We start from the raw sequence: 22231 nt of genomic DNA on the forward strand, positions 1-22231 counted from the left end.
GCCTGCGCCGGATCAGCCCGAGTGACTGATCCGGCGTTGCCATGTTAGCTCTTGAGGTGCGACGTTGCGCCTATGGAGATGTTGATTTGCCCGGGAGAGCAATATGAAATTGCTGGTCGTCGAAGATGAAGCGCTGCTGCGTCATCACCTGCAAACCCGCCTGACGGAGAGCGGCCACGTGGTCGAGTCCGTGGCCAACGCCGAGGAGGCGCTGTACCAGACAGCCCAGTTCAACTTTGATCTGGCGGTGATCGACCTCGGTCTGCCGGGCATTAGCGGGCTCGACCTGATCCGGCAGTTGCGCTCAAGTGGCAAAACCTTCCCGATCCTGATCCTCACCGCGCGCGGTAACTGGCAGGACAAGGTCGAAGGCCTGGCCGCCGGCGCCGATGATTATCTGGTCAAGCCGTTTCAGTTCGAAGAACTGGAGGCCCGCCTGAATGCCTTGCTGCGACGCTCCAGCGGTTTCACCCAGTCGACCATCGTCGCTGGCCCGTTACTGCTGGATCTGAACCGCAAGCAGGCGTCCCTCGACGATCAGCCGTTGGCACTGACTGCGTATGAGTACCGCATTCTCGAATACCTGATGCGTCACCATCAGCAAGTGGTGCCCAAGGATCGCTTGATGGAACAGCTCTACCCGGATGACGACGAGCGTGATCCGAATGTGATCGAGGTGCTGGTCGGTCGTCTGCGCCGCAAACTGGAGGGGCCGGGCGGGTTCAAACCGATCGACACCGTGCGCGGCCTGGGCTACCTGTTCAACGAGCGTTGCACTTGATCCGTTCGCTGCGCATACGCTTGATGCTCGCCGCCACGCTGTTGGCGGTGTTGTTCATGCTGGCGTTGCTGCCTGCGATGCAGGGTGCCTTCAGCCTGGCGCTGCAGGACTCCATCGAGCAGCGTCTGGCATCCGACGTTACCACGCTGATCTCGGCCGCCCGGGTGGAGAACAACAGCCTGCAGATGCCAGCGCAATTGCCCGACGAGCGCTTCAATCTCACCGACAGCCGATTGCTCGGCTATATCTATGACCGTGAAGGGCAACTGGTCTGGCGTTCGAAGGCGACCCAGGAAGAACGCATCAACTACAAGCCGCGCTACGACGGACGTGGCAGCGAGTTTGCGCGGATCCGCGAAGCCAATGGCCAGGAGTTCTTCGTCTACGACGTCGAGGTCAAGTTGCTCGGCGGCAAAAGTGCAGCCTTCAGCATCGTGGCGTTGCAGCCGGTTCGCGAGTACGAACTGACCCTCGAAGGTCTGCGGGAAAATCTCTATCTGGGTTTTGGAGCGGCACTGCTGGTGCTGCTGGCGTTGCTGTGGATCGGCCTGACCTGGGGCTTGCAGGCATTGCGGCGCTTGAGCCAGGAACTGGACCAGATCGAAGGTGGCACCCGCGAAAGCCTCAGTGAGGAACATCCCCGGGAGTTGCTGCGCCTGACCGGTTCCCTCAACCGTTTGCTGCATAGTGAGCGTGAGCAGCGCAGTCGCTATCGTGATTCCCTCGACGACCTGGCTCATAGCCTGAAAACGCCCTTGGCGGTGCTGCAAGGCGTCAGTGAAGACATGGCCCAGCGTCCCGAGGATCGCGATCAGGCCTGGGTGCTGCAAACCCAGATCGAACGCATGAGCCAGCAGATCAGCTACCAGTTGCAGCGCGCCAGCCTGCGCAAAAGCGGCCTGGTACGTCATCAGGTGCATTTGCGGCCGGTACTGAAAAGCTTGTGTGACACGCTGGACAAGGTTTACCGCGACAAGCGCGTACACGTCGCGTTCGATTTGCCCGACCCATGTTACGTACCGATCGAGCAGGGTGCCCTGCTGGAAATGATGGGCAATCTGCTGGAAAACGCCTATCGCCTGTGCCTGGGCGAAATACGCATCAGTGTGCGTGAAACCCTCAGCGGCACGCAGTTGTGTGTCGAGGACGACGGCCCTGGCGTACCACAGGATCAGCGCGCACGGATTCTCGAGCGCGGAGAACGCCTGGACCGCCAGCACCCGGGGCAGGGTATCGGCCTGGCGGTGGTCAAGGACATCATCGAGAGCTACCACGCCCAGCTGACCCTGGGGGATTCACCGATGGGCGGAGCGGCGTTCCGGATTTATTTTCCAGCGGTGTGAACGGGTATTTGATAGCAGGCTTTTCGGGCTACAGGTATCAAGCGTTAAACGACCGGCAACAATGTTTTGTTGGCGTTCAGCCGTTTGGTGGCAAGTAATAAGCCTCGCCTTATTGACGACATGAACACGCAGAGTCTGTGTTGCTTGCATGAGTGGATAGGGGCTGAAGCGTTACAAGCCACCAAAGGAGATAAGGATGGAAAGGAAGAAAGTTTGGCTGACGTTTGACGACGGTCCTCGGCAAGCCCAGACCGAAACCGTGCTGGAAACACTGGAGCTGTTTGATATCAAGGCAACGTTTTTTATTGTTGGCAATCTGGTTGCCAGGCATGGCGAGCGTATCAAGCGCATCCTGGGCGAAGGGCACCGGATCGGCAATCACACTTACGATCATCTAAGACTGGTCGGCCAGGACAAAGACACCATCATCGATCAAGTCAAAATGACGGAGCAGGCGCTGACTCCCTACCAGCAGCCGGACCTGATCATGAGGCCGCCTTATGGCGCTCACGACGCGATGGTCGATCGCACTGTCGCCGAGTTGGGGTACCGGCAGGTTCTCTGGAACGTGGATACCCTGGACTGGAGCAGCAACTACCAACCGGGGGGCTGGGTATCCCATGGTGTTGAGCAAGTAAGGAAAAGAAAGAATTCCATTGTGCTGATGCATGACATACATGCGACCACGGCCAATAATCTTGGCCGGTTCATCGGACAAGTAAACCTGCTGGGCGATGTGGACTTCGAGTCACCGGCCACACTGGCGATTGCGCCGGTCAGTCAGTTGAATATGTATGTGGTGGTAAGGGGCGATACATTGTCCACAATTGCCAGAGAGTTTTATGGCGATGCTGCCAAATACCTACTGATCTTTAATGCGAACAGGTCGGTGCTGGATCATCCAGACAAAATTTACCCTGGCCTGTCACTGATCATCCCGCCTCCAGGGTAAGCGTTCGCCAAATCTGGACGGGGTGTAACGCGGGTGCTGAAAATTCAGTTCTCCTGCGCCCGATAAGCCCCCGGCGTCAGCCCCGTCCATTTCTTGAACGCCCGGTGAAACGCCGACGGCTCGGAAAACCCCAACTGCTCGGCGATCTGTTGCAACGACAGGTCGGCGCGGCTCAGGTGATAAATCGCGATGTCCCGGCGCAATTGGTCCTTCAATTCCTGAAAGCTCGAACCCTCTTCCCGCAAATGCCGGCGCAAGGTCTGCGGGCTGATGTGCAGGTGGGCGGCCACGGCTTCCAGGTCGGGCCAGTGTGAACTGTCGCGACTGAGCAAGCGCCGCAGGCGGCTGCTCAAGCTGTCGCCATCGTCCGGGCGCGAGAGCAGGTCGGCGGGGGAGCGTTCGAGGAAATGCTTGAGGGTGCGTTCATCCTGCAACAACGGCATGGCCAGGTAGCGGCTGTGAAACAACAGGCTGCTCTGGGGCCTGGAAAACTCAAGCGGACAGGAAAACAGCAGGTCGTACTCGGCGCCGTGTTCCGGCCGGGGGTAGCTGAACGTGGCCTGTTCCAGGCGAATGCGCTGGCCGATCAGCCAGCTGCCGAAACGGTGCCAGATCACCAGCAGGCTTTCACTGAGGAAATGATCCGGGTCCCAGAGCTGCGAGTCGTCCAGGCTCAGGCGCACCCATTCATCTTCGCGGCTCAGGGTCAAACGGGGCGCCCCGGGGAACAGGCTGTAAAACAACAAGCCGCGATGGAGTGCCTTATCCAGGCTGCGGCAGTGAATCACGGCATGGCACATCATTGCGAAGCTGCCCGGCCTGCTTGGGGCTTGCCCGAACCCGAGGTACTCGTCGTCCAGTGCCAGCCATAACGCCTGGATCAGTTGGGTGAATTGCTCCGGAGCGATGCGTGCCCGGGGTTCGTCCAGCAACTCGGGGCTGATTCCCAGTTGCTGTAGCAAGCCCGAATAGTCGTAGCCGTGCCGACGCGCACCACACAGGGCGGCGCGGGCGAAGTGACTGGCGATGGTACGTTCGCGCATGGCAGCAGATCTGACCGTTGATCGACGGATGTTAGCTGCGCGCCGCGGGCGTGAACAGGGCGGATATCCGCCAAATTGCAGGACGACTTTCAGTGCAGGGGCGGAAATCCGCCACATGCTTGTAGCCGTTCGGTGACAGGGAATTCGCTGCAACCCCAGATATAAAAAGGCTTGCAGGGGGTTTTACGGAAGGTGGCACGGGCCTTGCGATACAACGAGCAGATGCCTGCCGTTGCGCAGCTCGAAAAAACAAATCCCTCCAGTGCAGGAGGGTTCGCAATCGCGGTGTTGCGGGCAACAGCTGGATGTTGTCACCGGGCACCTTTGAGGAACTTTGCAATGACGACTCGTCAGCCACTGTATAAATCCCTGTACTTCCAGGTGATCGTTGCCATCGCTATCGGCATTTTGCTCGGTCACTTCTACCCGCAGACCGGTGTAGCCCTCAAACCGCTGGGTGACGGGTTCATCAAACTGATCAAAATGGTCATCGCGCCGATCATCTTCTGTACCGTCGTCAGTGGTATCGCCGGCATGCAGAACATGAAATCGGTCGGCAAGACCGGCGGCTATGCGCTGCTGTACTTCGAAATCGTGTCCACCCTTGCCTTGCTGATCGGCCTGGTCGTGGTCAACGTCGTGCAACCGGGTGCCGGCATGCACATCGACGTATCGACCCTGGATACCAGCAAAATCGCTGGCTTCATCTCGGCTGGTAAAGACCAAAGCATCATTGCCTTTGTCCTCAACGTGATCCCGAACACCATCGTCGGCGCGTTCGCCAACGGCGACATCCTGCAAGTGCTGATGTTCTCGGTGATCTTCGGTTTCGCCCTGCATCGCCTGGGTGCCTACGGCAAGCCGGTGCTGGACTTCATCGATCGCTTTGCTCACGTGATGTTCAACATCATCAACATGATCATGAAGCTCGCTCCAGTCGGTGCGTTCGGTGCGATGGCTTTCACCATCGGTGCCTACGGCGTCGGTTCGCTGGTGCAACTGGGCCAGTTGATGATCTGCTTCTACATCACCTGCATCCTGTTCGTGCTCCTGGTACTGGGTGCCATCTGCCGCGCGCACGGTTTCAGCGTCATCAAATTGATTCGCTACATCCGTGAAGAACTGCTGATCGTGCTGGGCACTTCCTCTTCGGAATCCGCTCTGCCACGCATGCTGATCAAATTGGAACGCCTGGGTGCACAGAAATCCGTTGTGGGTCTGGTGATCCCGACTGGTTACTCGTTCAACCTCGACGGTACGTCGATCTACCTGACCATGGCCGCTGTGTTCATCGCTCAGGCGACTGACACCCCAATGGACCTCACTGCCCAGATCACCTTGCTGCTGGTGCTGCTGTTGTCCTCCAAGGGCGCCGCCGGTGTGACCGGTAGTGGCTTCATCGTGTTGGCTGCCACCCTGTCCGCCGTGGGCCACCTGCCGGTTGCCGGCCTGGCGCTGATCCTCGGTATAGACCGCTTCATGTCCGAAGCCCGTGCCCTGACCAACCTGGTGGGTAACGCTGTTGCGACCCTGGTCGTGGCCAAGTGGGTGAAAGAGCTGGACGAAGACACGCTGCAAGTCGAACTGGCTTCCGGCGGTCGCGGTATCTCCGACGAGCGTGAAGTAGACGACCTGGGCGTGGCCGAAGGCCCAGCCCCGGCCAGCGTCAAGTAAACGCTCAACAGAAACTCGGCCTGCAATGAAAAACCCGCTTCGGCGGGTTTTTCATACCTGCGATTTGAGCGCAACGGTCACCGCCAGTGACGCATCAGGTGATTGCTGCGATGTTCTCGGCTGCCTAGGCTTGGAGGATCGCACTGGAGAACACTTATGCTCGGTCCACTGGCATCACTCAAGGTTCTGGATTTCTCGACATTGCTGCCGGGGCCGTTCGCCTCGTTGCTGCTGGCGGACATGGGCGCCGAAGTGCTGCGCATCGAATCGCCGACCCGCATGGATTTGCTGCGGGTGTTGCCGCCCCACGATCAAGGTGTGTCAGCCAGTCATGCCTATCTCAATCGCAACAAGCGCAGCCTGACCCTGGATCTCAAGCAGCCTGAGGCGCTGGAGGTGATCAGGTCGTTGCTGCAGGACTACGACATTGTGCTCGAGCAGTTCCGTCCCGGTGTCATGGAGCGTCTGGGCCTGGGTTACGAAGCCCTGAAGGCGATCAATCCGAGACTGATTTATGTGTCGATCACCGGCTATGGCCAGACGGGCCCCTACAAGGACCGCGCCGGTCATGACATCAACTACCTGGCCCTGTCCGGGCTGGCGAGTTACACCGGCCGTGCCGACACTGGGCCGTTGCCGTTGGGCATGCAGGTGGCGGATGTCGCCGGTGGTTCGCTGCACGGGGTGATTGGCTTGCTGGCGGCAGTCATCGCCCGACAGCAAACCGGGCAGGGCCAGCACCTGGATGTCAGCATGACCGACTGCGCGTTCAGCCTCAATGCGATGGCCGGTGCCGGGTATCTGGCCTGCGGCGTCGAGCCGGGACCGGAAAACCAGGTGCTCAATGGCGGCAGTTTCTACGATTACTACCGCTCCCGGGATGGGCGTTGGCTGTCGGTGGGCAGCCTGGAGCCGGTCTTCATGAAACAGTTGTGCACGGCATTGGGTCTGGAGGAATTGGCCGGCCTCGGCCTGTCACCGCAACCGGCGCATCAGAAACAGCTTAAAGACGCGCTGAAGCTCGAATTCGAAAAGCATGACTTTGCCGAGTTGCGCGCGCTGTTCGCAGAGCTGGATGCGTGTGTCGAGCCAGTGTTGAGCCTGGGAGAAGCGCTCGGTCATCCGCAGTTGCAGGCGCGGGAGTTGGTGGCCGACGTACCTCGTGGCGATGGCTCGACCCAGGCGCAGATGGCGTGCCCGTTGAAGTTTTCGCAAGGTTTGCCGGAGCCCCGGCATATTGGCGCGGCGCTGGGGCAGCATACGGATCAGGTGTTGGGAGAGTTGGGGTTCAGTGCTGAGCGGATCGAGCAGTTGCGGCGGGCCAAGGTGATTCTTTAGTGCCTGTCAGGCCGCCATCGCGAGCAAGCTCGCTCCCACACTGGGTTTGTGTCACGCCACAGATTCCCTGTGGGAGCGAGCTTGCTCGCGATGGCGGCAGCACAAACACCGAAAATCCAACTACTCGACCCGCATCTCGCCACTGAACACCAACGTATTGCGGCACCGCCGACACAAATACCGCCGTCCCTGCCGAACCAGGCTGTGGCGCTGTGCCGAAAACGGGAAGTCGCTGTCGACGCACGGGCACTTGTAGATGTAGCGGGTCACGCTGCGGCGTTTGACGTCATAGGTGTGGCAGCGGTTGGGCGGCAGTTCGTACACGCCGCGCATGATCAGTTGCCACTCTTCACCATGGGGTTGGATGCGGTCGCCGAACAGTTGGTGGGCGATCAGGTGCGCGACTTCATGGGCCACGGTCTGCTTGAGGAAATCTTCGGTATTTTCCCGGTACAGCTGCGGGTTGAAGCGCAGCAGGTTCTCGTGCAAATGCGCGACACCGGCTTTTTGCCCGCGCAGCTTGAGGCTCACCACGGGGCGCTTGAAAGGTCGTTTGAAAAAGGATTCGGCTAGTTGGAAACAGTCTTCGACGCGGGTATTGAGTTGCTCGGGCATGCTTGATGGATCTCCAGAGCGGTCGAGTATGCCGCAACCTTCGGACCTTGCGAATCACCAGGTTGCCGAATGGTCGTGTGCGTTCTCGTTGCTGAAGAATGAAAAGACCGCCTTGCGGCGGCCTTTGTCGGCAGTTCTGATTTTCAGTGATGAGCGGCTAACTGGTGTAGACCGGGCCCACGCCGAGTCCCCAGACAATTACTGTGAACGCCATGATGGCGACCAGCACCACCAGGCCTACGGCGAGCACCGAACTTGAAAACAGGAAGCCCTCGTCAGATGGAATGTTCATGAATGTCGGCAAGCCCACATACAGCAAGTACACCGTGTAGCAGATCGCTGCGGTACCGACGATCATCCCCAGCCACAGGTGTGGGTACAAGGCGGCGAGACCGCCGATGAACAGCGGTGTAGCGGTGTAGGTGGCAAACGCAATGCAACGGGCCAGGCTTGGGTTGGCGTCATAGGTGCGGGCCATCCAGTGGATGAAGGCGCCCATTACGGCCACACCACCGAGCATCGCCAGGTACGACATGACCGTCATCCATATTGCGCTTTCTACGGTCAGCATTACGGGAGGTCGATTGCCGATGACCCAGCCGACCTGTGTGGTGCCAATAAAGGCAGACACGGCGGGGATCGCCGCCAGGATCAGCGTATGGGTCAGGTACATGTGGCTGATGCTTTCCTCCTGGTCGCCACGGATTTCTTTCCATTCTTGGTCAGGGTGGGTGAAGAGCCCCACTACGTGATGGATCATGCCAGTCACTCCTCTTGTTTTTACCGTCGCCCCCCAGTGGAGCGCCTACGGGCCAATGCGGCCAAGCAAGTCATAGGTCTGAATTTGTATGTGACCTTATGTCGCAGTATAGGGAGGAGTTTCCTCAGAGGGAGTAAGGGCTTTAGAGCAAATCGCGCTGTAAACGCAGTTGTTAATCGCCGCAGGGTCTGTGGCGAACAGCCCTTTTGGCGAGGCACTTCGCCCCTGAGGCGTTTTTGCGTAAAATGCCGGCCTTTCGTCACACCTCACGGATTTCGCGTCATGGGCACTCTCACGGTCAACCAGAACAAACTGCAAAAGCGCCTTCGCCGACTGGCCGGAGAGGCAGTTGCCGATTTCAACATGATTGAAGACGGCGACAAGGTCATGGTCTGCCTGTCCGGTGGCAAGGACAGCTACACCATGCTCGATGTGCTGATGCACTTGCAGAAGGTCGCGCCGATCAAGTTCGAGATCGTGGCCGTGAACATGGACCAGAAGCAGCCGGGTTTCCCGGAGCACGTGCTGCCGGCCTACCTCAAGGAACTGGGGATCGAGTACCACATCGTCGAGAAAGACACTTACTCGGTGGTCAAGGAATTGATCCCGGAAGGCAAGACCACCTGCTCGCTGTGCTCGCGCCTGCGTCGCGGCACGCTCTACACCTTCGCCGATGAAATCGGCGCGACCAAGATGGCCCTCGGTCACCATCGCGACGACATCGTCGAAACGTTCTTCCTGAACATGTTCTTCAACGGTTCGCTCAAGGCCATGCCACCGAAGCTGCGCGCCGACGATGGTCGTAATGTGGTGATCCGCCCGCTGGCCTACTGCAACGAAAAAGACATCCAGGCCTACTCGGACTTCAAGCAATTCCCGATCATTCCGTGCAACCTCTGCGGTTCCCAGGAGAACCTGCAGCGTCAGGTGGTCAAGGAAATGCTGCTGGACTGGGAACGCAAGACCCCGGGCCGTACCGAGAGCATTTTCCGTAGCCTGCAGAACGTGATCCCGTCCCAACTGGCGGATCGCAACCTGTTCGACTTCACCAGCCTCAAGATCGACGAAAGCGCCGCATCGCGCTTCGTCAACGTGGTCAACCTCTGACCACAACTACTGTGGGCGCGAGCCTGTGGTGAGGGGGCTTGTCGGAACGCCGCACCGCCCTGTTTGAGTGCGTAGCACTCACAAGATCTTTGGTGCTTGGGAGATCTTGGGCCGCTTCGCAGCCCAACGGGGGCAAGCCCCCTCGCCACAGGCTCACTCTACAACTGTATTTTGTTTCAACCTCCAGGAGAGGGCATGCGCGACTACAAGTGGCTGAATGAGTACTGCTTGAACCGCTTCGGTTCGGTGGCTGAACTGGAAGCCCATCTGCCCGTTCCCAAGACTCCCGCGCAACTGCGCAAGATCAGCGACGATCGCTACCTCTCGATGATGGCGCTGCGGGTGTTCCGCGCCGGGCTCAAGCACAGCCTGGTGGATGCCAAGTGGCCGGCCTTCGAAGAAGTGTTCTTCAGGTTCGACCCGGAAAAAGTCGTGCTGATGAGCGCCGAGCACCTTGAGCGCCTGATGCAGGACACGCGGATCATCCGTCACCTGGGCAAGCTCAAGAGCGTGCCGCGCAATGCGCAGTTCATACTGGATGTGGCCCATGAAAAGGGCAGCTTCGGCGCGCTCATCGCCGACTGGCCGGTGACCGATATCGTCGGGCTCTGGACCTTCCTGAAAAAACGTGGGCATCAGTTGGGCGGGCTGTCAGCCCCGCGCTTCTTGCGGATGATCGGCAAGGACACCTTTGTACCGAGCTATGACGTGGTGGCGGCGCTGAATGCGCAGGACATCATCGACAAGGTGCCGAGCAGTCTGCGCGACCTGGCGTTGGTGCAGGACGTGTTCAATCAGTGGCATGAGGAAAGCGGCGGGCGGCCGATGAGCCAGATTTCGATGATGCTGGCTTACACAGTCAATCATTGAGACCGAGTCGCCCCAATCGCGGGCAAGCCCGCTCCCACATTGGATCTGTGTCGTTCACAAAATCCCCTGTGGGAGCGAGCCAGCTCGCGATAGCGGTGGGTCAGGCGACGGAGGGTTCGCCCTCGCCAGCCAACTTGCGGTTCAACTGATACCGCCACCGCACATACAACAGCGCCGAGCAAAACACCGCCAGACTCGCGCCCATCTCCAGCAAGCCGAAGACTTGCCGGTTCGGGTCATAGGCAGCCAATGCGCCCTTGATGAAGTACAGGTTCACCACAAAGCACATCCACGAATGCCCGCGAGGGCTGCCGACGATCATCCCCGGTGCCAGAATCAGCAGTGGCACCAGTTCGATCAACAGGATCACCCAGGGGCGTGCCCCATGCAGATCGGCAATCGCCAGGTAGTAAACACACAGCAGTCCCACCAGGCCGAAAAAGCACAGCAGGCTGATGGCGCGCATCGCCTTGACGCGTGGTTCGAGCCATTCGAGGGCGGGCAGGATCTTCGGCTTCTTGGCCACCTCAGCTCTCCAGTTTCTGTGCGGTCTTGGCCAGGCGCAGACCCAGCGCGCGACACAACGCCACTTCATGGGCATCCAGACCGCTTTTGCCGTCGGCACCGGCGTGGTGGCTGGCGCCGTATGGCGTACCGCCTCCCTGGGTTTCCAGCAGTGCCGACTCGCTGTAGGGCAGGCCGGTGATCAGCATGCCATGGTGCAGCAACGGCAGCATCATCGACAGCAGCGTGGTCTCCTGACCGCCGTGCAGGCTCGCGGTGGAGGTGAACACACCCGCCGGTTTTCCCACCAGGGCGCCGGTCAGCCACAGGTTGCTGGTGCCGTCGAGGAAATACTTCAGTGGTGCCGCCATGTTGCCGAAGCGGGTCGGACTGCCGAGTGCCAGGCCGGCACAGTTCTTCAGGTCGTCGAGGCTGGCATACAGCGCGCCTTCGTCGGGAATCTCCGGCGAAACGGCTTCGCACTCGCTGGAAATCGCCGGCACCGTGCGCAGGCGGGCCTCAAGCCCGGCCTGTTCGACACCACGGGCGATCTGCCGGGCCATTTCGTTGGTCGAGCCGCTGCGGCTGTAGTACAGAACCAGAATGTACGGTGCACTCATGGCAACAGTTCCAGGATCTGCTCCGGTGGGCGGCCGATGATGGCCTTGTTGCCGACTTCGAGAATCGGTCGTTCCATCAGTTTCGGGTGGGCGGCGATGGCGGCAATCAATTGCGCTTCGCTCAGGCTGCTGTCGGCCAGGTCAAGGGTCTTGTACTCGTCCTCGCCGGTGCGCAGCAATTGCCGGGCGCTGATCCCGAGTTTGCCCAGCAGGCTCTGGATTTGCGCGGCGTCCAGCGGAGTGTCCAGGTAACGGACCACGGTCGGGGTCAGGCCACGGGCTTCAAGCAGTTCGAGCGCACCGCGGGATTTCGAGCAGCGCGGATTGTGATAAAGCGTCAGATCGGTCATGAGCGGGTCGCATCTTGCGTAAGGTGGCGGCTATTCTAACTGTGCAGCGCGCAATCCAGAACCGTAAGAGGCGATGGGTCGCAGGTGCATTCAATTTTTGACAAGGAACACGACATGACAAGGCGACTGGCAGCAGCATTGGCGATTATTGGGGCGTTGATGCTGGGGGGCTGCGGTAATGACTATGGCATCGACCAGGACGGCCACAAGATCGCCGCCGACCGACTGGACGGCAAATGGCTGGTCCTGAACTACTGGGCAGAATGGTGCGGGCCTTGCCGTACCGAGATACCGGAGTTGAATGCCTTGGCTGAGCAGCTCAAGGACAAGAAAATCGGTGTGTTCGGGGTCAACTTCGACAATGTCCAGGGGCAAGAACTGAAGGACGCGAGCGAGAAACTTGGGATCAGGTTCACCGTGCTGGCCCAGGACCCTTCCGAACTGTTCGAGCTGCCGCGCAGCGAAGCATTGCCGGTGACCTACATCGTCGATAACAAGGGCAAGGTGCGTGAGCAGTTGATGGGTGAACAGACGGCGGCGGGGGTGATGGCGAAGCTTGAGGCGTTGCAGGCGAAGAATTGATCAGATGATCGTTTTCATTGTGGTCAGGGGCTTTTTGTGGCGAGGGGGCAAGCCCCCTCCCCACTGGTTTCAGCGTGCTGAAAGGGCGATCAACCCTCCTCGAGCCACCAACGTAACGGCTTGCCTTCGGCTGGCCAGAAGCGTATCTGCTCGATCGGGGAGACGTCCCAACGCTGGACGTTTTCCAGGGCCTGAAGGAAGCGTTTTTCCTGTTCCATCAGTGCCGGCGCGCACAATTTGCGGGTGCTGCCGATTTTGCCGAAGGTCAGTTTGTCGCCATCGAGGGTGTACGGCGCGAACCAGTGGTTGCAGCCGCCATTGCCGTAGGCCCGGCCATCTTCGTCGAGGGTGACGGTCAGGTGGCTGTAGTCCATCAACGGCCGCTCGCCGATCCACTCCAGAATGTAGCTGCGGTTCTGTTGCAGTTGCACCGGCTCGGCGGCGCAGCCCAGCAGGCCGGCACCGACCATGGCGGTCAGAGCGAGGCCTTTCATCACGCAGGCTCCTGGCATTTCGGGCACAGGTGTTTCTCGCCAACGCTGGTCCAGCCCAACTCGGCAATCCGCGCGGTGGCGGCAGGCTTTTCGGCCTTGTTGCCCAGCTTGGCATCGACGGCAAACTCGAAGCTCAGCTCTTTGGCACAGCTGTCACAGTTCACTTGCCAGGTGTGGATGGCCAGTTCGCCGAACACCGGGCCACTGGCTACCGCGACCCATTGGCCGGGCGGGTTGATCAGGTGGCGAACCGTTTCGACGGTCAGGCGCATGGACAAGTCCTTGGCACCCTTGAGGGTCACAACCAGCACGTCATTGTTGCGAATCGAACCACCGTTGCCGGTGACTTGATAGCGCCCCGGCACCAGGGCGCGGCATTCAGTGAGGGTGTGTTGCGGGTTCATCAGGCTGTAGCGGAAATCGTGTTCGACCATGGGTCCTCCAAATATGCGCGATATGCTAGCACGGGCTTGTACGCCGCATCGCGCAGGTAGATGACCTTCGATCCGTTTCAGTCTCCCGTCACCAGGTTTTCCGGGGTGCCCGCCGTCCAGGCTGCAATGTTGTGTAATGTGGTGGCGGCAATCGCGTCCAGTGCTTCGCGGGTCAGGAACGCCTGGTGCGCGGTGACGATCACGTTAGGAAAGGTCAGCAGCCTGGCCAGCACATCGTCTTGCAACGGCAGGTCGGAGCGGTCCTCGAAGAACAACTGCGCTTCCTCCTCATACACATCCAGCCCCAGGTAACCCAGGCGACCGTCTTTCAGGGCATCGATCAGTGCCGGGGTGTCCACCAGACCGCCACGCCCGGTATTGATCAACATCGCGCCCGGTTGCATGTGCGCCAGGGACTCGCGGTTGATCAAGTACTTGCTCTGCTCGTTGAGCGGGCAGTGCAGGCTGATGATCTGCGATTCGGCCAGCAATTGCGGCAGGCTCAGGTAGCGAGCGCCGAGGGCTTCGACCTGCGGGTCGGGGTAGGGGTCATAGGCCAGCAACCGGCAGCCAAATCCGCTCATGATTTTGGCGAAGGTGGCACCAATCTGACCGGTGCCGACCACGCCGACGGTCTTGCCCACCAGATCGAAACCGGTCAGCCCCTGCAGTCTGAAATCCCCTTCGCGAGTGCGGTTGTAGGCGCGGGGCAAGCGGCGGTTGAGTGCGAGGATCAGCGCTACTGCATGTTCGGCAACGGCGTGGGGCGAATAGGCCGGGACACGCACGATGGCCAGTCCCAGGCGTTTTGCTGTCGGCAAGTCGACATGGTTGTAACCGGCCGAGCGCAGGGCGATCAGGCGTGTGCCTCCAGCGGCCAGGCGCTCGAGTACCGCAGCGCCAAGGTCATCATTGATGAACGCGCAGACCGCTTCATACCCTTGGGCGAGCGCTACCGTGTCGAGGCTCAGGCGCGCAGTCTGAAATTGCAGCTCGATGCCGGCCGGTTGCCCGGCCGCGAGAAAGCTGTCGCGGTCGTAGTTCTGGCTGCTGAAAAGAATCGTACGCATGCGGTGCTCCTTGAAGGTGGCCTGCGCCGTTGAGCAAGCCGGCATTCGACAGTCCCCAGGTTAACTCGCCAACAGCCCTTCGCGATTGCGCTGCATCAAGCATTCATGCGCGCCTGGGCTGCCAGGCGATTGATTGCCCGGTCGAGCTCATCCAGTGCCAGGCTGGCTTTCGGGTCCTGTTGCTTGAGCAGGGTTTCGCTGCGTTGGCAGGCCGCACGCAATTGCGGTACGCCGCAGTAACGCGTCGCGCCATGCAGGCGATGGACCCGTTCGACCAGGGCGTTGTGTTCATTGCTTTGCCGAGCCAGTCGGATGGCTTCGCGGTCAGCCTCCAGTGACGCCAGCAGCATCGCCAGCATGTCCGCGGCCAGATCGGCCTTGCCGGCAGCCAGGCGCAATCCTTCCTCGTGGTCGAGCACCAACAGGTCATGGGTGCCAGCATGCCCATCGCCGGAGCGCTCCGGACTGTGATTGCGCAGCGCCAGGCCGCTCCACTTCAGCACCACTTGCGCCAATTGCCGTTCACTGATCGGTTTGGTCAGGTAGTCGTCCATGCCGCTTTGCAGCAGCGCGCGTTTTTCGTTGGCCATGGCGTGGGCAGTGAGGGCCACGATCGGCAGCGGCGTGCAATGGCGTTCGCTTTCCCACTGGCGGATCGCCTCGGTGCTCTGGCGACCGTCCATGCCGGGCATCTGCACGTCCATCAACACCAGATCGAATGTCTCGTTCTGCACCGCCTTGACGGCGGCATAACCGCTTTCCACCGCGAGTACCTTGGCGCCCATGTCTTCGAGCAGGGTTTGCACCAGCATCAGGTTGGCCGGATTGTCGTCGACGCAAAGCACCTTCGGGGCACGGCTGGATACCGGTTCGCCCGGCTCGCTGCGCATAGACCGCGGGTTGACCAGGTCAGACAGGGAGCGTCGCAGCTTGCGGGTGCAGGCCGGTTTAGCCTGGAGCTGGCTGTGGGGGTTGGGCACGGAAAGATGGAACAGCGTCTGTTCCGTGGTCGGGCACAGCACCAGCACTTTGCAGCCAAGATGCTCGAGGTCCCAGATGTGCTGGTTGAGGCGTTCCGGCGGCATGTCGTTACTGGTGATGCCGAGCACGGCGAGGTCGATCGCCTGGTCGGTCTGGTGGGCGGCGGTGACGCCATTGGTCAGGCTTTCCAGGGTATTGAACGGTGTGGTGCTGAGGCCGCAGTCTTCCAGTTGATGCTGCAACGCCTGCCGTGCCAGCTCGTGGTTTTCCAGTACCGCCACCCGTCGCCCGAGCAAGGGTGCCGAGGGCAGGTCTTCGGCATCGTCGCGGGTTTTTGGCAGGCTCAGGCTGATCCAGAATTCCGACCCTTCCCCCGGCGTGCTGTCGACGCCTATCTCACCGCCCATCTGTTCGATCAGGCGCTTGGAAATCACCAGGCCCAGGCCAGTACCGCCGGGTTGCCGCGACAGCGAGTTGTCGGCCTGGCTGAAGGCCTGGAACAGGGCGCGTACGTCCTGGTTCGAAAGACCGATGCCTGTGTCTTGAATGCTGATGCGCAACTGCACGGTGTCTTCGTGTTCTTCTTCGAGCATGGCGCGGGCGACGATGGTGCCTTCGCGGGTGAACTTGATCGCGTTGCTCACCAGGTTCGTCAGGATCTGCTTGAGCCGCAGTGGGTCGCCCACCAGCGACAGCGGCGTGTCCCGGTACACCAGGCTCACCAGTTCCAGCTGCTTGGCGTGGGCAGCCGGGGCGAGGATGGTCAGGGTGTCCTGTAGCAGGTCGCGCAGGTTGAACGGAATATGGTCGAGCACCAGCTTGCCGGCCTCGATTTTCGAAAAGTCGAGAATCTCGTTGATGATGCCCAGCAGGCTGTCGGCGGATTTTTCGATGGTGTCCAGGTAGTCGAGCTGGCGCGGGGTGAGCTCGCTTTTTTGCAGCAGGTGGGTGAAACCGAGAATGCCGTTGAGCGGCGTGCGGATTTCATGGCTCATGTTGGCCAGGAATTCGGACTTGATCCGGCTCGCTTCCAGGGCTTCCTTGCGCGCCAGGTCCAGTTCGATGTTCTGGATCTCGATGGTTTCCAGATTCTGGCGCACGTCTTCGGTGGCCTGGTCGATGCTGTGCTGCAATTCTTCCTGCGCATTTTGCAGGGTGCCGGCCATGCGGTTGATGCCGGAGGCCAACTCGTCCAGTTCCTGACTGCCGAGTGGCGGCAGGCGGGTTTCCAGATGACCGTCCTTGAGTTGAGCCACGGCTTGCTTGATCTGGCTCAATGGCCGATTGATCGTGCGACCCATGCGCAAGGCCAGCAGTGCCGCACCTATCAGCCCCGCCACGATTAACATCAGGCTGGCGAACAGGCTGCGGTAACCGCGCAACAGCATGCTGTTATGGGACAGTTCAAGCTCGACCCAGCCCAGCAGGCGGTCGGCTTCTTCGGGAATCACGTCCCCGGCCAGGTTGCGGTGTTTGCCGAATACCGGCAGCAGATAGCGGGTCGCATCGTTGCCACTGCGGCGCAGCATCTGCGTGCCACTGCCGGAGGGTGTCTGGTTGAGCATGGTCGGGCCGGCGTGGGCCAGCAGCGTGCGGTCAGGAGCCAGGAAGGTCACGGCCCGCACGTCGGTTTGTTCCAGGGCCTGGGTGGCGATGCGTTCGAGCAGTTCGTTGTCCTGATGGCCCATGGCTGGCGCCGTCAGTGGAGCCAACTGCTCGGCGATCATTTCGCCGCGCTGCATGAGTTGGGTTTGCAGGTCAGCCTGTTGCATCCAGGTAAAATATCCCCCCAGCACCAACGCCATCAGGCTGGTTGGCAACAGGGTCAGCAACAGCACGCGGCCTTTGATTCCCAGTTTCTTGAGCACGCATCTCTCCTGCATCCCGCTATTTATAGGCCTGCACATGCATCCGCCATGCACCACTTGCGCAGTGTAGCGATTTGCTCGCGGGCAATCTTCGTAAAAATGGTGCCGTCATTCGTCGGTCCGGACGACTCATTGGCAATACGGACAAACGGTGGGTTGCCCCTGGCGAGGCAATCTTGAATAATCGCTCAACTGAGAATTATTTGCAGATAGTCATGACTCCCATCACTGCCGGCCTTCCCCGAATCCTGTCCATCGAAGACGACCTTGTGCTCGGAGCCTACGTTCATGAGCATCTGGACCGCAGCGGCTTCCAGGTGACCTGGTGCCAGAACGGTCAGGAAGGCCTGGACATTGCCCGCCGGCAACCATTCGACGTGGTGTTGATGGATATCCTGCTGCCGGGCATGGACGGCCTGGCGGTACTGACCCAATTGCGCCAGAGCCATTCCACCCCGGTGTTGCTGATGTCGGCCCTCGGTGCCGAGGCCGATCGCATCAGCGGCTTTCGCCTGGGGGCTGATGATTACCTGCCAAAGCCCTTCAGCATGGTGGAGTTGCGGGTGCGCATCGAAGCCATTCTGCGGCGGGTGGCACTCGACCGCCGACCCGCGCCCGCCGTGCCGGCGCCGTCGATGGACAGCCTGCGTTTCGACGATGAAAGCTTCGAGGTCTTTTATGGCGAACAGGCCGGTGGCCTGACCCGCAGCGAGTATCGGTTGCTGGAGACGCTGCACCGCAGCGCCGACGAAGTACTGAGCAAAGCCTTTCTTTATCAACAGGTGCTGCAGCGCGGTTACGCGGCCCATGACCGCAGCCTGGACATGCACATCAGCCAGATCCGCCGCAAGCTCAAGGCCATTGGCTACACCGAGCGCGAAGTGCGTACGGTTTGGGGCAAGGGCTACATCCTGAGCGCCGCCGATGAAATGTAACTTGCCGGGCAGGCATTCGCTGTTCTGGAAACTGGCCTGTCTATTGGTCGCTTTCTGTCTGCTGATGATCTGGCTGAGTTGGTCCTGGGGCCGTTACATGGAGCAGCGTAACCAGTTCCTCTCCGATGAGGCCCGCGGCACCCTGTCCGGTTATGCCGCTGAAGCCGAGCAGGCATGGCAGCAGCGTCAGAGCGCCGGTATCGATGACTGGCTGCAAGGCATGCATCAGCGGGAAAAAGGCTGGGTCGGTGTCATCGGCGGTGATTTGCAGTCCTTGAGCAACCAATCGCTGACGGACAAGGAAGTCGAACGCCTGACTTTTTTGCGCGGCCTCGATTGGCCCATCCACAAGAAAGGCCGGCCGTGGATGCGCATACCCTTTCCCGGTGACCCCTCCGTCGGCAGCCTGGTGATCGAGTTGCCCAAACGCTTCGTACCCGGGCGTTACCGGGTGTTCTGGCGGGTGATCACCAACGGCGTGATTCCGGGATTGTTCACCTTGCTGTTGTGCGTCGGGCTGTATCGTTTGTTGGTGGTGCCGCTCAACAGTCTGCGTGAACAGGCCAATGCCTGGCGTGCCGACCAACTGAATGTGCGCCTGTCGAGCCGCACTACCAATCGTTCCGATGAATTGGGCGAGTTGGGCAGGGCGTTCGATCACATGTCCGAGCGCCTGCAAAGCACTGTGGCCTTGCAGCAGCAACTGCTGCGCGACTTGTCCCACGAATTGCGCACGCCCTTGAGCCGCCTGCGGGTGGCCAGTGAAAGCGAGCAGGGGCTGGAGCCATTGCGCGAACGCATCGGCCGTGAAGTCGATGGCATGCAGCGGCTGGTGGAAGACACGCTGCAACTGGCGTGGCTCGATACCGAGCGCACCCGTTTGCCTGACGAAGCGATCCAGATCCAGGCCCTGTGGGAAATGCTCACGGAGAACGCCTGCTATGAAAGTGGTTGGCCCGATACGCAGTTGCAATGCACCGTAGATTCATCCTGCTGGGTTCGCGGTCATCTCAACACCCTGGCCCAGGCATTGGAAAACATTCTGCGCAATGCGATACGGCATTCACCTGATGGTGGGGTTGTCCTGCTCGGCGGCCAGCGTGATGGAGATTTCTGGCATCTATGGCTGGAGGATCAGGGCGGCGGCGTGGCGGAAGCTGATCTGGAGCGGATCTTCCTGCCGTTCACCCGACTCGACGGTTCGCGGCCGGGGGATGGTGGGTTTGGCCTGGGCTTGAGCATCGCCCGAAACGCGGTGCAGCGTCAGGGCGGACAGTTGTGGGCACAGAACACCGGAACCGGGTTGCGCCTGAACATGCGGTTGTTGGCGGATGTTGATAGCGCCAGTGCCGACGCCATCGCGGGCAATCCCGCTCCCACACTGACCGTGCTTGAACCGCGAAACCTGTGATCACCCCGGCACCCTGTGGGAGCGAGCGAGCTTGCTCGCGATTAGGCCCTCCTGTTCACCGCAACATATCTGCTTATTCCCATAAGCCATAAGCACCGCACTTTGCGTGATATGGCCTGGGAACGTTTGCCGGTATGATAGTCGCCCCCGCAGTCTGGATTGCGAATACGCCATGACCTTGCAGTACCCAACCATCGCCGATTGCGTCGGCAACACTCCGCTGGTCCGTTTGCAGCGCCTGCCCGGCGCCACCAGCAATACCCTTTTGCTCAAGCTCGAAGGGAACAACCCGGCGGGTTCGGTCAAGGACCGTCCGGCGCTGTCGATGATCACCCGCGCCGAGCTGCGCGGGCAGATCCACGCCGGCGATACGCTGATCGAGGCGACCTCGGGCAACACCGGGATCGCCTTGGCCATGGCCGCTGCGATCAAGGGTTACAAGATGATCCTGATCATGCCCGACAACTCCAGCGCCGAGCGCAAGGCAGCCATGACGGCCTATGGCGCCGAGCTGATTCTGGTCAGCCAGGAGCAGGGCATGGAAGGCGCCCGTGACCTCGCGCAGAAGATGGAAGCCGAAGGCCAGGGCAAGGTACTGGATCAGTTCGCCAACGGTGACAACCCCGAGGCGCACTACACCACCACCGGCCCGGAAATCTGGCGCCAGACCCAGGGCACCATCACCCATTTCGTCAGCTCCATGGGCACCACCGGCACCATCATGGGTGTGTCGCGCTACTTGAAAGAGCAGAACGACAACGTGCAGATCATCGGCCTGCAACCGATGGAAGGCTCGGCGATCCCGGGGATCCGCCGCTGGCCTCAGGAATACCTGCCGAAGATCTACCAGGCTGACCGCGTGGACCGGATCGTCGACATGGCGCAAAGCGAAGCCGAAGACGTGACCCGTCGTCTGGCCCGCGAAGAAGGCATTTTCTGTGGCGTGTCCTCGGGCGGTGCCGTGGCGGCAATGTTGCGCCTGTCCAAAGAAGTTGAAAACGCGGTGATCGTCGCGATCATCTGCGACCGTGGCGACCGTTACTTGTCGACCGGCATTTTCGACGCGCCCAACTGATGGCCAAACATGAAAGAGGCCTGCGCTTCCAGCCCACCGGCGGCAGCAAGGCCCCGCAAGTCCCGACCGGCAAAAAGCAGCGCCTGACCATCGAGCGCCTGGCCAATGACGGTCGCGGTATCGCGTTTTTCGAAGGTCGCACCTGGTTCGTCATCGGCGCATTGGCCGGTGAAGAGATCGAGGCGCGCGTCCTCGGTGCCCATGGCAAAGTGGTCGAGGCGCGCACCGAACGGGTGTTCAAGGCCAGCGAATTACGCCGCCCTGCACCGTGCGCCCATGCCGGCCGCTGTGGCGGTTGCAGCGTGCAGCATCTGCCCCACAACGAACAGCTTGCCCTGAAACAGCGCATGCTCGCCGAGCAGTTGTCGAGAGTCGCGGGCGTCGAACCCGATGAGTGGGCGGCGCCATTGAGCGGTGCGGAGTTCGCTTACCGCCGTCGCGCCCGCGTCGCGGTGCGCTGGGACATGAAGGCAAAAAAACTCGAAGTCGGTTTCCGTGCCGCTGGCAGCCAGGACATCGTGGGCATCGATGACTGCCCGGTGCTGGTACAGCCCTTGCAACCGATCATGGCCCGCTTGCCGGAGATGCTGCGGCGCTTGAGCAAACCCCAGGCACTCGGGCATGTGGAGTTGTTCAGCGGCTCGACGCTGGCGGTTTTACTGCGGCACATGGCGCCGTTGTCCGATGCCGACCTGACGATCCTCAAGGAATTCTGCGCGTTCCATGAAGCCCAGTTGTGGCTGCACGGCGATGGCGAACCGCAACCGGTCGAGGCCGATCAATCGTTGGGCTATCGTCTTGAACAGTGGGACCTGGAGCTGGCGTATCGTCCCGGGGATTTCATTCAGGTCAACGCCGCCGTCAACGAAGCGATGGTCGCCCAGGCACTGGACTGGCTGAAGCCGACAGCGGATGAGCGCGTACTCGACCTGTTCTGTGGCCTGGGCAATTTTGCCTTGCCACTGGCCAAGGCTGCTCGTGAAGTGGTGGCGGTCGAAGGCGTGCAGGTGATGGTCGATCGGGCCGCGGCGAATGCGGCCAGCAATAATCTGCATAACGCGAAGTTTTTTCAGGCCGATTTATCCCAGCCTTTGACGGACGCCGAATGGGCCGCCGAAGGCTTTTGTGCGGTACTCTTGGACCCACCGCGTGACGGTGCTTTCGAGGTTGTGCGCAAGCTCAGGAGCCTGGGCGCCGAACGTTTGGTGTATGTGTCGTGCAACCCTGCAACTCTGGCGCGCGACACGGTCGAATTGATCAAGCAGGGCTACCGGTTAAAACGTGCCGGGATTCTCGATATGTTTCCTCAAACGGCACATGTCGAGGCCATGGCGTTATTTGAAGCGAGCTAGGATGCTCGTCTGGTCCGACTGGCCCGCCCGTGCAGCCGCGCACCCAGCCCGACGTGGGCGCACCGGCAACGA

The 22231-nt window shown here is 60.7% G+C and carries 22 protein-coding genes; 12 read left to right on the forward strand and 10 right to left on the reverse strand.

Annotated elements, in window-relative coordinates; genetic code table 11:
• The first annotated feature begins 103 nt into the window (after positions 1-103).
• The 3 genes from KW840_RS02355 to KW840_RS02365 all read left to right on the forward strand — a co-directional run bounded on the left by KW840_RS02355 (position 104) and on the right by KW840_RS02365 (position 3076).
• Positions 104-781 (forward strand): response regulator transcription factor, encoded by a 678-nt coding sequence (locus KW840_RS02355; RefSeq protein ID WP_057713638.1) that lies wholly within the window; start codon positions 104-106, stop codon positions 779-781.
• Positions 778-2124 carry an ATP-binding protein gene (locus tag KW840_RS02360; protein ID WP_090457300.1) on the forward strand — a complete coding sequence of 449 codons (1347 nt, stop codon included), beginning with the start codon at positions 778-780 and terminating at the stop codon, positions 2122-2124. Before KW840_RS02355 ends, KW840_RS02360 begins: the two co-directional genes overlap by 4 nt.
• A 196-nt stretch (positions 2125-2320) precedes the next feature.
• Positions 2321-3076: a polysaccharide deacetylase family protein gene (locus KW840_RS02365; protein WP_218494351.1), complete on the forward strand. Its 756-nt coding sequence runs from the start codon at positions 2321-2323 to the stop codon at positions 3074-3076.
• A gap of 44 nt (positions 3077-3120) precedes the next feature.
• Here the strand turns inward: KW840_RS02365 and KW840_RS02370 are convergent, their stop codons facing one another.
• Positions 3121-4119, reverse strand: coding sequence for an AraC family transcriptional regulator (locus KW840_RS02370; RefSeq protein WP_218494352.1), 999 nt, complete (start codon positions 4117-4119; stop codon positions 3121-3123).
• A gap of 339 nt (positions 4120-4458) precedes the next feature.
• On the opposite strand from KW840_RS02370, the gene KW840_RS02375 reads away from it, so the two are divergent.
• Both KW840_RS02375 and KW840_RS02380 read left to right on the forward strand, forming a co-directional pair.
• A complete protein-coding gene (locus KW840_RS02375) occupies positions 4459-5793 on the forward strand; it encodes a dicarboxylate/amino acid:cation symporter (RefSeq protein ID WP_057713642.1) in 1335 nt (444 codons plus the stop codon).
• A 156-nt stretch (positions 5794-5949) separates the two neighbouring features.
• Positions 5950-7131: a CaiB/BaiF CoA-transferase family protein gene (locus tag KW840_RS02380; protein ID WP_218494353.1), complete on the forward strand. Its 1182-nt coding sequence runs from the start codon at positions 5950-5952 to the stop codon at positions 7129-7131.
• Positions 7132-7251: 120 nt separating this feature from the next.
• Here the strand turns inward: KW840_RS02380 and KW840_RS02385 are convergent, their stop codons facing one another.
• Both KW840_RS02385 and KW840_RS02390 read right to left on the reverse strand, forming a co-directional pair.
• Positions 7252-7746, reverse strand: coding sequence for a SprT family zinc-dependent metalloprotease (locus tag KW840_RS02385; RefSeq protein WP_057713644.1), 495 nt, complete (start codon positions 7744-7746; stop codon positions 7252-7254).
• A gap of 157 nt (positions 7747-7903) precedes the next feature.
• Positions 7904-8506 carry a Yip1 family protein gene (locus KW840_RS02390; RefSeq protein ID WP_007988750.1) on the reverse strand — a complete coding sequence of 201 codons (603 nt, stop codon included), beginning with the start codon at positions 8504-8506 and terminating at the stop codon, positions 7904-7906.
• Positions 8507-8788: 282 nt separating this feature from the next.
• On the opposite strand from KW840_RS02390, the gene ttcA reads away from it, so the two are divergent.
• Both ttcA and KW840_RS02400 read left to right on the forward strand, forming a co-directional pair.
• Positions 8789-9613 carry a tRNA 2-thiocytidine(32) synthetase TtcA gene (gene ttcA / locus KW840_RS02395; protein WP_008051493.1) on the forward strand — a complete coding sequence of 275 codons (825 nt, stop codon included), beginning with the start codon at positions 8789-8791 and terminating at the stop codon, positions 9611-9613.
• A gap of 195 nt (positions 9614-9808) precedes the next feature.
• A complete protein-coding gene (locus KW840_RS02400) occupies positions 9809-10483 on the forward strand; it encodes a DNA-3-methyladenine glycosylase I (protein ID WP_218494354.1) in 675 nt (224 codons plus the stop codon).
• 100 nt (positions 10484-10583) lie between these two features.
• On the opposite strand, the gene KW840_RS02405 is transcribed toward KW840_RS02400, so the two are convergent.
• The 3 genes from KW840_RS02405 to arsC are packed head-to-tail and all read right to left on the reverse strand — an operon-like array spanning position 10584 to position 11957.
• Positions 10584-11009: a DUF2069 domain-containing protein gene (locus KW840_RS02405; RefSeq protein ID WP_090457293.1), complete on the reverse strand. Its 426-nt coding sequence runs from the start codon at positions 11007-11009 to the stop codon at positions 10584-10586.
• A gap of 1 nt (position 11010) precedes the next feature.
• The gene (wrbA, locus tag KW840_RS02410; protein WP_057713647.1) at positions 11011-11607 is read right to left on the reverse strand and encodes an NAD(P)H:quinone oxidoreductase; all 597 of its coding nucleotides are present in this window, start codon (positions 11605-11607) and stop codon (positions 11011-11013) included.
• Entirely contained in the window at positions 11604-11957 is a 354-nt protein-coding gene (gene arsC, locus KW840_RS02415; protein ID WP_218494355.1) for an arsenate reductase (glutaredoxin), read from the reverse strand. Before arsC ends, wrbA begins: the two co-directional genes overlap by 4 nt.
• A 114-nt stretch (positions 11958-12071) precedes the next feature.
• On the opposite strand from arsC, the gene KW840_RS02420 reads away from it, so the two are divergent.
• Entirely contained in the window at positions 12072-12539 is a 468-nt protein-coding gene (locus tag KW840_RS02420; RefSeq protein WP_154860364.1) for a TlpA disulfide reductase family protein, read from the forward strand.
• Positions 12540-12628: 89 nt separating this feature from the next.
• Here KW840_RS02420 and KW840_RS02425 read toward each other — a convergent pair whose 3' ends face one another.
• The 4 genes from KW840_RS02425 to KW840_RS02440 form a co-directional block, all read right to left on the reverse strand.
• Complete coding sequence (locus KW840_RS02425; RefSeq protein ID WP_057713650.1) at positions 12629-13033, reverse strand: META domain-containing protein; 405 nt, start codon at positions 13031-13033, stop codon at positions 12629-12631.
• Positions 13033-13467: a hypothetical protein gene (locus tag KW840_RS02430; protein WP_056728017.1), complete on the reverse strand. Its 435-nt coding sequence runs from the start codon at positions 13465-13467 to the stop codon at positions 13033-13035. The genes KW840_RS02425 and KW840_RS02430 overlap by 1 nt, the downstream gene beginning before the upstream one ends.
• 77 nt (positions 13468-13544) lie before the next feature.
• Complete coding sequence (locus KW840_RS02435; RefSeq protein WP_218494356.1) at positions 13545-14537, reverse strand: 2-hydroxyacid dehydrogenase; 993 nt, start codon at positions 14535-14537, stop codon at positions 13545-13547.
• A 95-nt stretch (positions 14538-14632) separates the two neighbouring features.
• Positions 14633-17386 (reverse strand): response regulator, encoded by a 2754-nt coding sequence (locus KW840_RS02440; RefSeq protein ID WP_218494357.1) that lies wholly within the window; start codon positions 17384-17386, stop codon positions 14633-14635.
• Positions 17387-17601: 215 nt separating this feature from the next.
• On the opposite strand from KW840_RS02440, the gene KW840_RS02445 reads away from it, so the two are divergent.
• From KW840_RS02445 to rlmD, 4 genes are all read left to right on the forward strand, one after another.
• The gene (locus KW840_RS02445) at positions 17602-18321 is read left to right on the forward strand and encodes a response regulator transcription factor (protein WP_218494358.1); all 720 of its coding nucleotides are present in this window, start codon (positions 17602-17604) and stop codon (positions 18319-18321) included.
• Positions 18311-19732, forward strand: a complete 1422-nt coding sequence (locus KW840_RS02450) for a sensor histidine kinase (protein ID WP_218494359.1) — start codon at positions 18311-18313, stop codon at positions 19730-19732. Before KW840_RS02445 ends, KW840_RS02450 begins: the two co-directional genes overlap by 11 nt.
• Before the next feature lie 172 nt (positions 19733-19904).
• A complete protein-coding gene (gene cysM, locus KW840_RS02455; RefSeq protein ID WP_057713655.1) occupies positions 19905-20807 on the forward strand; it encodes a cysteine synthase CysM in 903 nt (300 codons plus the stop codon).
• Positions 20807-22159 carry a 23S rRNA (uracil(1939)-C(5))-methyltransferase RlmD gene (rlmD, locus tag KW840_RS02460; protein WP_057713656.1) on the forward strand — a complete coding sequence of 451 codons (1353 nt, stop codon included), beginning with the start codon at positions 20807-20809 and terminating at the stop codon, positions 22157-22159. Before cysM ends, rlmD begins: the two co-directional genes overlap by 1 nt.
• The last annotated feature ends 72 nt before the right edge of the window (positions 22160-22231 follow it).

The sequence above is a fragment of the Pseudomonas sp. PDM30 genome (assembly GCF_019218985.1).
Lineage (GTDB): Bacteria > Pseudomonadota > Gammaproteobacteria > Pseudomonadales > Pseudomonadaceae > Aquipseudomonas > Aquipseudomonas jessenii.

Coding starts and splice junctions, on each gene's coding strand:
- KW840_RS02355 (WP_057713638.1), top strand. CDS start 104: ATGAAATTGCTGGTCGTCGAAGATGAAGCGCTGCTGCGTCATCACCTG.
- KW840_RS02365 (WP_218494351.1), top strand. CDS start 2,321: ATGGAAAGGAAGAAAGTTTGGCTGACGTTTGACGACGGTCCTCGGCAA.
- KW840_RS02370 (WP_218494352.1), bottom strand. CDS start 4,119: ATGCGCGAACGTACCATCGCCAGTCACTTCGCCCGCGCCGCCCTGTGT.
- KW840_RS02375 (WP_057713642.1), top strand. CDS start 4,459: ATGACGACTCGTCAGCCACTGTATAAATCCCTGTACTTCCAGGTGATC.
- KW840_RS02380 (WP_218494353.1), top strand. CDS start 5,950: ATGCTCGGTCCACTGGCATCACTCAAGGTTCTGGATTTCTCGACATTG.
- KW840_RS02385 (WP_057713644.1), bottom strand. CDS start 7,746: ATGCCCGAGCAACTCAATACCCGCGTCGAAGACTGTTTCCAACTAGCC.
- KW840_RS02390 (WP_007988750.1), bottom strand. CDS start 8,506: ATGATCCATCACGTAGTGGGGCTCTTCACCCACCCTGACCAAGAATGG.
- ttcA (WP_008051493.1), top strand. CDS start 8,789: ATGGGCACTCTCACGGTCAACCAGAACAAACTGCAAAAGCGCCTTCGC.
- KW840_RS02400 (WP_218494354.1), top strand. CDS start 9,809: ATGCGCGACTACAAGTGGCTGAATGAGTACTGCTTGAACCGCTTCGGT.
- wrbA (WP_057713647.1), bottom strand. CDS start 11,607: ATGAGTGCACCGTACATTCTGGTTCTGTACTACAGCCGCAGCGGCTCG.
- arsC (WP_218494355.1), bottom strand. CDS start 11,957: ATGACCGATCTGACGCTTTATCACAATCCGCGCTGCTCGAAATCCCGC.
- KW840_RS02420 (WP_154860364.1), top strand. CDS start 12,072: ATGACAAGGCGACTGGCAGCAGCATTGGCGATTATTGGGGCGTTGATG.
- KW840_RS02425 (WP_057713650.1), bottom strand. CDS start 13,033: ATGAAAGGCCTCGCTCTGACCGCCATGGTCGGTGCCGGCCTGCTGGGC.
- KW840_RS02430 (WP_056728017.1), bottom strand. CDS start 13,467: ATGGTCGAACACGATTTCCGCTACAGCCTGATGAACCCGCAACACACC.
- KW840_RS02435 (WP_218494356.1), bottom strand. CDS start 14,537: ATGCGTACGATTCTTTTCAGCAGCCAGAACTACGACCGCGACAGCTTT.
- KW840_RS02445 (WP_218494358.1), top strand. CDS start 17,602: ATGACTCCCATCACTGCCGGCCTTCCCCGAATCCTGTCCATCGAAGAC.
- KW840_RS02450 (WP_218494359.1), top strand. CDS start 18,311: ATGAAATGTAACTTGCCGGGCAGGCATTCGCTGTTCTGGAAACTGGCC.
- cysM (WP_057713655.1), top strand. CDS start 19,905: ATGACCTTGCAGTACCCAACCATCGCCGATTGCGTCGGCAACACTCCG.
- rlmD (WP_057713656.1), top strand. CDS start 20,807: ATGGCCAAACATGAAAGAGGCCTGCGCTTCCAGCCCACCGGCGGCAGC.